The organism is Mesorhizobium sp. M4B.F.Ca.ET.017.02.2.1 (assembly GCF_003998955.1).
Lineage (GTDB): Bacteria > Pseudomonadota > Alphaproteobacteria > Rhizobiales > Rhizobiaceae > Mesorhizobium > Mesorhizobium abyssinicae.
This window is the reverse complement of record NZ_RZOF01000294.1, coordinates 1-7,885: the sequence shown is the minus strand read 5'-3', so window position 1 is coordinate 7,885 and position 7,885 is coordinate 1. Positions and strand designations below refer to the sequence as shown.

The 7,885-nt window shown below is 59.9% G+C and carries 8 protein-coding genes; 6 read left to right on the top strand and 2 right to left on the bottom strand.

Going from position 1 to position 7,885, the window contains the following annotated elements; translation table 11 throughout:
* Window positions 1-403 precede the first annotated feature (403 nt).
* From EN738_RS26560 to EN738_RS26545, 4 genes are all read left to right on the top strand, one after another.
* Window positions 404-1,414 carry a phosphotransferase gene (locus EN738_RS26560; RefSeq protein ID WP_127286290.1) on the top strand — a complete coding sequence of 337 codons (1,011 nt, stop codon included), beginning with the start codon at window positions 404-406 and terminating at the stop codon, window positions 1,412-1,414.
* On the top strand, window positions 1,414-2,784 hold the full coding sequence (locus EN738_RS26555) for an aspartate aminotransferase family protein (protein ID WP_127286288.1): 1,371 nt from the start codon (window positions 1,414-1,416) through the stop codon (window positions 2,782-2,784). The genes EN738_RS26560 and EN738_RS26555 overlap by 1 nt, the downstream gene beginning before the upstream one ends.
* Before the next feature lie 80 nt (window positions 2,785-2,864).
* Window positions 2,865-3,530 carry a GntR family transcriptional regulator gene (locus tag EN738_RS26550; protein WP_189605989.1) on the top strand — a complete coding sequence of 222 codons (666 nt, stop codon included), beginning with the start codon at window positions 2,865-2,867 and terminating at the stop codon, window positions 3,528-3,530.
* 345 nt (window positions 3,531-3,875) lie between these two features.
* Window positions 3,876-5,198 carry an FAD-binding oxidoreductase gene (locus EN738_RS26545; protein ID WP_127286289.1) on the top strand — a complete coding sequence of 441 codons (1,323 nt, stop codon included), beginning with the start codon at window positions 3,876-3,878 and terminating at the stop codon, window positions 5,196-5,198.
* Between the two features lie 326 nt (window positions 5,199-5,524).
* Here the strand turns inward: EN738_RS26545 and EN738_RS26540 are convergent, their stop codons facing one another.
* On the bottom strand, window positions 5,525-6,400 hold the full coding sequence (locus tag EN738_RS26540; protein ID WP_127286286.1) for a GNAT family N-acetyltransferase: 876 nt from the start codon (window positions 6,398-6,400) through the stop codon (window positions 5,525-5,527).
* 400 nt (window positions 6,401-6,800) lie between these two features.
* Between EN738_RS26540 and EN738_RS26535 the strand changes: the two genes are divergently transcribed.
* On the top strand, window positions 6,801-7,157 hold the full coding sequence (locus EN738_RS26535) for a cupin domain-containing protein (RefSeq protein WP_127286285.1): 357 nt from the start codon (window positions 6,801-6,803) through the stop codon (window positions 7,155-7,157).
* Between the two features lie 282 nt (window positions 7,158-7,439).
* Here the strand turns inward: EN738_RS26535 and EN738_RS35225 are convergent, their stop codons facing one another.
* Window positions 7,440-7,628, bottom strand: a complete 189-nt coding sequence (locus EN738_RS35225; protein WP_145966937.1) for a hypothetical protein — start codon at window positions 7,626-7,628, stop codon at window positions 7,440-7,442.
* On the opposite strand from EN738_RS35225, the gene EN738_RS26530 reads away from it, so the two are divergent.
* A partial coding sequence (locus EN738_RS26530; RefSeq protein ID WP_127286284.1) for an aldehyde dehydrogenase family protein occupies window positions 7,615-7,885 on the top strand: 271 nt, incomplete at its 3' end. The two genes, EN738_RS35225 and EN738_RS26530, sit on opposite strands and share 14 nt — an antisense overlap.

Sequence of the window (7,885 nt, the reverse complement as noted above, 5' to 3'; positions counted from 1 at the left end):
GCATAGCGAAGCAGTTATTGCAATAGATTGTCCAACAATCAATAGGGGCATCAAACGTCCAGCCGGTTTTCGTCAGCGTTGGTATATCGCGAACCATGCCCGGGCAACGGCTTGCTATGTCGGTGATAATCCTCAACATTATTGCTCCTTCCGGTCATAGTGCATCCAAGCTGCCCGCATGATCCAGTCGAAAATTTGGTCGAAATTGGGCTGCGACCTTCGATCCCAAAACGGCGATCATGTCGATTGACAAACAAATTGTTGTACAAAAATGGAAATGTGAGGTAGTCAAGCCTGCGGCGCTGCGCGCTCTTGAGGCAGGATATGAATTGAGTGGAAGATGGGTCACAATCATCAGGTTCAGCCGGCCCGCGCCTCGGAGCTTTCCGAGGCGTGCCATCCTGTGGGTGCGGCGGAAGCAGAAGAAATCGCCAAACTTCTATATGGCGTGCGTGGCTCGGCCAGACGCTTTGAAACCGAGAAGGACGACACGTTCCTCCTCGACTGCGCCGGCCGAGGGAAGTTCGTCCTGAAGATCGCTCATCCTTCCGAGCGGGTGGAGGAACTCGATTTCCAGGTCGCGCTGTTGCGCCATCTCGAGCAGCGGGCTCCTGACCTACCCATCCCCCGTGCACATCGCGGCGTCGACGGCGCGGATTTGCCCATCGTCACGACCAGTGCCGGCGAGCGGAGAGTGGTGCGGCTCATCACCTTCCTCTGCGGTGCGCCGCTCGACCGGACGACTTCCACCGCTCCACAGCGCGAACGGATTGGCGAGGTCTTGGCGAAGCTACGTCATTCAATGGCCGATTTTTCCCATCCCGCGGACGATCGGACGCTGGCATGGGACGTCACCCATCTGCTCGATCTCTCCGATCTGTTGGGCTTCATTCCAGAGGGCTGCAAGCGGGAGTGGACGGTCCGCGCGCTTGAGCGGTTTGCCGAGATCAAGCCGCGGCTCGACCTGTGCCGGCGGCAAGTGCTCCACAACGACTTCAATACGTCGAACCTGGTCGTTGACCACGCCAGCCCGCAGTTCCTGACTGGGGTCATCGATTTTGGCGATGCCGTCCGCACCGCCATCGCGGTCGACGTGTCCACTGCGTTGATGAATCAGATGCCAAAGACCATCGACCATGCGAACCGGCGTGACCTGTTCGATGAACCGCGCGATGTTCTGCGCGGCTATCTTCGCTACGCCGAACTGACGGACGAAGAACTCCGCCTTATCCCTTTCCTGGCGATGGGCCGACTTGCGGTCCGCGCGCTTCTGACCTGCTGGCGCGCCGAGATATTCCCTGAGAACAGCCGCTACATCATGCGCCACACCGAAGCCGGGTGGGCTCATCTCGAGTGGTTCAACTCGGTGTCGACCGCACAAATATCCGATCTTCTGACCCGAGAGGAACCGTAATGCCCAAACAAGCGACTACCCTGCCCAAGGGCTACCGTGGCGACATGGCCAATGGCTTCAACCCTCAGGACGCGTCTCATCTCCCAGGTGAAGACATTCTGCATGTGGCCAGGCGGCAAAGGCTGCTTGGCCCCGCGTATCGACTATTCTACAGATCGCCGGTGGAGATTTCTCGCGCCAAGGGCGTCTTCCTCTATGACAAGCACGGCAACGAATATCTCGACGCCTATAATAACGTCGTATCGCTAGGTCACTCTCATTCACGCGTCGTCGAGGCTATCCAGAAGCAGCTCGAAGTCCTCTGCACCCACACGCGCTACATGCAGGAACCTCTGCTGGACTATGCCGAAGCCCTGATCAATACATTCGGTGGCGAACTCGGCCGCACCGGATGTGCGATGTTCACCTGCACTGGCTCCGAGGCCAACGATCTCGCCTTGCGCATCGCGCGGTACCACACGGGCAAGACTGGCGTCATTGTCACGGCCGAGGCCTATCATGGCAACAGCGGTGCGGTGGCGGCAATCTCGCCGTCCCTTGGGAAGAAGTCGGCCCTCGATCCCCTTCTCCGCACGGTCGCTGCGCCCGACTCCTATCGCCTGCCCGTCGAGGAAATCGGGCGGCGGATGGCGGAAGATGTTGCGCGACAGATTGCCGACCTCGAAAGGCATGGCGGGGGCCTCGCTGCCTTCGTCGCCGACTCCGTCTTCTCCTCCGATGGTCTCTATGTCGACCCCACGGACGCGTTGGGGCCGGTGGCGGAAGTAGTACGCAAGGCTGGAGGCCTGTTTATAGCCGACGAAGTACAATCCGGCTTCGGGCGGACCGGTACCCACCTTTGGGGGCACGCCCGTCACGAGGTCGATCCGGATATCGTCACGCTTGGAAAACCTATGGGCAACGGTTATCCCGTTGCGGGCTTGGTGGTGCGGTCCAAACTCGTGGCCGAATTCGGGTCCAGCATGCGCTACTTCAACACGTTCGGTGGCAACTCCGTCGCCATCGCCGCTGCGCAGGCCGTGCTCGACACGATCGTCGAAGAGGGTTTGATGGACAACGCTACCAAGGTCGGCGGCGAAATCCTCGACGGCCTCCGCGACCTGCAAAACAAGTACGAATTCGTCGGCAATGTTCGGGGGACGGGCCTCTATTTCGCCGTCGAACTCGTCAAGGATCGCGACCGGAAGATTCCGGACATGGACCGTGCGCTAGCGGCCGTCAACGCCTTGCGCGATCGGCGCATCCTCATTTCCGCGACGGGAGCAGATGCCAATATCCTCAAGATTAGGCCTCCGCTTGTCTTCACATCGTCCAACGCAGGACGTCTGCTCGAGGGCCTCGACGAGGCGCTTCGGTCCGTGCAGAAGTAGGGTGCGATACAGCATGATCTTCCTTGCCCTACATCGCCGCATATGGCGTAGCTGCACGCGCAACATCGACGACCAAGGCCATGAAGCAAGTCCAAGACATAGAAACCAACGCTGAGCCTTTCCCCGTTAGCGCGGTAGAAGCCCTGACGCACGACTTGCGAGGGCGCATCTTGTCGGGAGATTTCCAGCCTGGCGAATTTCTCCGCGACGCCAGAATGTGCGAGGAGCATTCGACCTCACGGCACACATTCCGTACCGCGGCCCAGGTACTCGTCACCCAGGGCTTGCTGCGTCAAATACCGAACCGAGGGTTCGTGCTGCCCGAATTCGGACCTGACGACATTGTCGACATCACACGTGTGCGGGGCGCCATAGAGGGCGAAGCCATTCGTTTGATCGTGCTGACCGGGGTCATTCCGCCCTTGGCGCTCAAGGCGGTCGCGGTCATGCACGCCTCGACCCTGTCCTCTGACAGGTCCGCGCTGGTTACCGCGGACCGCGACTTCCATCGCGCCATTGTCGCGGCGAGTGGGAGCGCCCGACTGGAGCGAACCTATTCGGGCCTGGAAGGCGAGATTGAGCTTCTCCTCGTCCAGCGGCAGGATTTCTATGGGACGGCTGAGGAAATGGCGTTAGAGCACGAGCGGCTCATCAACGGCCTGAGAAGCCGCCACTACGACACCGCCCGAGAAGCTTTCAAGGAGCACTGGGAAGATCTCCAGATCAAATTGCTTGATCAACGCTGAGGCAGCCCGCTCTGCGGATTTGACAGCTAGAAACGAAAGCTACCAGGCGGCTCTAAGCCGCCGGTTCGACGCCGAGCAAGCGCAAACGCGAGTTTTTCAACGCCACCTGCCGAAAGCGGAGCAGGCCCACAAGTGCGATAACGAGCACGCGCGCATGTTGTGCCGCTCGACGCCGAACTGGAACTCGGTCGGCGCTTGAGCAGCTCTTGTCGATCAAGCGGTCAAAAACCCAAACATCTTGCGAAGTCCTCGATGATTTCGGCAAATTCTATCGAGCGCACGATGCGATGAAGGGCTGATCGGAACTTTGCTTCCGCATTCTTGGCAGCCGAGGTTGGTTTGAACATGTCGCCCCGCGTAGAACGCATTCACAGCGATGAGCGTCTCCCGGCCGAGGCCGACGTCGTCATCGTCGGCGGGGGCATCCTTGGGTCTACGGCCGCCTATTACCTGGCGAAGCGTGGCCTCTCTGTGGCGCTCCTCGATAAGGGCCACGTCGCCTGTGAACAATCGAGCCGAAACTGGGGTTGGTGCCGCCAGCAGAACCGCGACCGGCGCGAACTGCCGCTCTCGGTGATGTCCATGCGACTGTGGGACGAACTCACGCGCGATATCAATCGGGACCTCGGATTCCGACGCTGCGGTCTCGTCTATGCGACCCACGACGAGGCTGTGCTCGCCGGCTGGGAAAGGTGGCGCGAGGTCGCCAGGGAGTACGAGGTCGACACCCGAGTACTGAGCCGGGCGGAGGTGGCCGAGCGTGTCCCCGAAGCGCGCGATAAATGGGCCGGCGGAACCTATTCGGAGCGGGACGGCAAGGCCGAACCTGCGCTCGCGGCGCCGGCTATCGCCGAAGGGGCCAGAGCTCTGGGCGCCACGATCCACCAGGGATGCGCCGCGCGGGCGCTCGACTTGACCAATGGCAAGATTGCGGGCGTGCACACCGAGAAGGGCTACATCAGAACCAGCGCGGTGCTGTGCGCCGCCGGCGCCTGGTCCTCGCGCTTTCTTCGGCCGCTCGGGATCAGTTTCCCCCAAGCGAGCATTCGGCAGACCGCACTGCGTTCCACCCCGACAATCAACATAGGCGAGGCGGTCTCGACCCCCTACTGCACGATCACACGCCGACTGGACGGCAGCTATACGCTTGCCATCAGCGGCAAGGCAAACCTCGAGATTACGCCCCAGGCTATCCGATACGGCCGGGAATTCATGCCGCAGTTCTTGCGCCGCCTGAAGAACGTCAGGCTCGGCGTCGGTCATTCGTTCGTTTCGGGTCCGGATTCAATGCAGGCGCTGCTGACCAACGATGATCGGATATTCGAACAGAATCGCGTGCTGGATCCACCGCCCTTGAAATGGCTGGTGGGCCAAGTGGTGGAGAGTGTCCGGAAAACGTTTCCCCAACTTCGCGAAATAGAGATCGATAGCGCCTGGGGTGGCTTCGTCGATTGCACGCCGGACGCGGTGCCTGTGGTCTCGCAGATCGACCGGGTGGAAGGTCTCGTCCTCGCGGCGGGCTGCTCGGGTCACGGCTTCGGTTTGGGCCCGGGGCTCGGCTATCTGGCTGCAGAGCTTGTCGTGAACGACACACCTTCCGTCGATCCCACACCGTTCCGGCTGTCGCGTCTGGTCGACGGTTCGAAGCTGGACATCGCTGCCATCTGAAGAGCCGGAAATCAGGCACGCCAAGCAAGGTCAATGTGTCGGCAGACAAGTGAGCGGGCCCCCCACGTTCCCAAGCCTGTCGGGAATGAAGCAAACCGGTACGAGTCGCATCAGAATGCGCTTGGGAGGGGCACCTCGCTCGGTCAGCCTTACCGGTGCTCATCGGGACCGGTGTCCAGGGATACTGCCATCGCCACTCGCGGCCACGCCGAAGGCAGGGGCTGGATCGGTCATTTCTATTGATGGGGCAGGATATGCCGGCCTGACAATGTCTTCGGAAATATTCACGATCATTAGGATCGCGGTAGTGGAGGCGGAAGTCGTATTCAGCTGAATGCGTGGCTGGCCAGCCCGTAAACCCAGGGTTCGTTGTGTTCTCGGTTGAGGAAACGGCGCCCTTTGGACATGGTCGTAACAGACTCCGCAATATAAAGGCCGCTCTGCTGGAGGAACTCGGCAAACGCGCCGTCCTTCTCGCGCGTGTCGACGCGGACGAACCGCCCGATCAGATTTTTCAGATGCACAGCGGTAAGATGGATTGCGTCAAGTTCGTCGCGCGCGACGATCGGGCCGATGACAAAACCACCCCCGAATTCGCGACACATGGAATACCCGACGATCTCGCCGCTACGGCTCAAAGTGCAAATTGAGGCATCCGCGGCGAGCAACGCGAGCAGCCTCTCGCGGTTTGTCCCAAACGCGCGGGTATCCAGCGCCGCGATCTCCTGTAGCCTATCGCTCGACAAGGCCTTCAATTCGCCGTCCAAGTTCGGAACTGGGAGCGTCTGTAAGACCTCGCCTTGGCGCATGTATACCGTCGCCTCGGCGGTGAAGCCGAGTGAGACATAGAGAGGATAAGCAGCGTGGGTGGCGTTGAGCGTCAAGCTGCGATCGCCACACTCTCCCAGAACTAAGTCCATGAGCCATCGACCGCCTCCTTGCGCTTGCGTGCGGGGGGTTGTGATGACCAAACCGATGGTGGCGAAATCGTCCCCATGGGGAAACCACATCGCACTGCCGAAAACCCGTCCGATCCCGTCCACAGCAACGATGCCGCGGCCGGCACGGCGCAGCAGTTCCCAATCCTTTGGCCGATGCGGCCACCGGACCGAAATCGAGAGCGCATGCAGCAGCTTTACGTCGACATCATCAATGTCGCGCGCAACCAGTTCGAAAGATTTCAGGCGCACTGATCTTTGCATTTAGGTCGACCCGCTCCTTTATCGAATTGCCAAGCTCGCGAGCACGTCTTGATCGGGTGCCTGTTGCACGGTTTTGCAGCCCTCTTTTGCCCCAAAGTTGCACTCGAAGGCCAGCAAGTTTCGCTGGTTCTGACCTAATATTCAAAATCTTCAGCCAAAGCGCAGCGCCGTTCGGCAGGGAATGCTCCCGCGGGCTGCGACATTATCTGCATCCGATGAATAGCGCTGGCGAGCGGTACTCGTGAATGTCGAAGAAGTTTTCGCGAAGCTGATCGCATTTTCCGCAGTCCCAGCATGCATACGGCTGCGCGATCGCTGGTGGAGATACCCGGCGTCACCGCGCCTGGGAGAACTGATCGGCATCGCCGATCGGAAACTTGGCTACTAACAGGAACCTCACATGTCACTTCTGATCTCGATCGACACGAATCCCGCCTTCACGCCGAAGCAGTCATTGCCGTTGCCGGAGCGACTCATCTCCGGCGCTCCATCATTCAAGACTTGGGCGCAGGACGCTTCGAAAAGTGAGAAGGTTCTGGCTGGCGTCTGGGAGGCGACACCCGGCGTTACGCATTCGGTGAAAGGCAGCACCTACGAGTTCTGTCACATCATTTCGGGTGTGATTGAAATCGAGGAGAAGGACGGCGAGACCAAGACTTATCGCGCCGGCGACAGTTTCGTGATGAAACCTGGCTTTGTCGGCGTGTGGCGCACGATCGAGACCGTGCGCAAGATCTACGTAGTGGTGAATGACTGATTTCAATGCACAAGATCCCGCCGAATAGAACGCGCCGCGATTGCAGCACGATCGGCTTTCGAAGTCCTGGCTGACGCAATGTGATCACGGTCAGAGGGCGCAATCTCAATGAAAAATGCGGTGTGCTCTCCACTATCATCAGATACCGCGACGTAGAGCTTCGATCCGTCAAAGGAACCTGCGTTCATCGGCAATAAACGGGCGTGGAGGTACGCAGCGCTGGAAATGCACGATCCGTCCGTTAGCAGCTGGGCGCGCTTGGGCGACCCTTCCCAGCGGCGGCTACAACGGGTCCAGCAGCAGCAGGATATCGGGCGGGAAACCTGTTTCGCCCGGCAATTTCAAGAGCATGCCCATCGATCTAGGATTCGCGAAAGATACGGTTGCGGCGACACGCGGACGAATTTCCATCGTGCAAGCCGCGCCGGCGACATCGGCTGAAAGGACAATGACGACCATGAATGCAATCACGAAGATCGGTTTCCTGAAGGATGCGGACCTGTTTCGCCAACGGGCGCTCATCGGAGATGTTTGGCAGCATGCGCACAGCAATGAGACGGTCGATGTGACCGATCCAGCGAGTCTGGAAGTGCTTGGAACGGTGCCCGATATGGGCATTGATGAAACAAGGGCAGCAATAGACGCGGCGCAGGCGGCGCTTTACGACTGGAAGGCCAGGACTCACGCCGAACGCGCAGCATTTCTGGAAAGCTGGCATAGTCTGATAC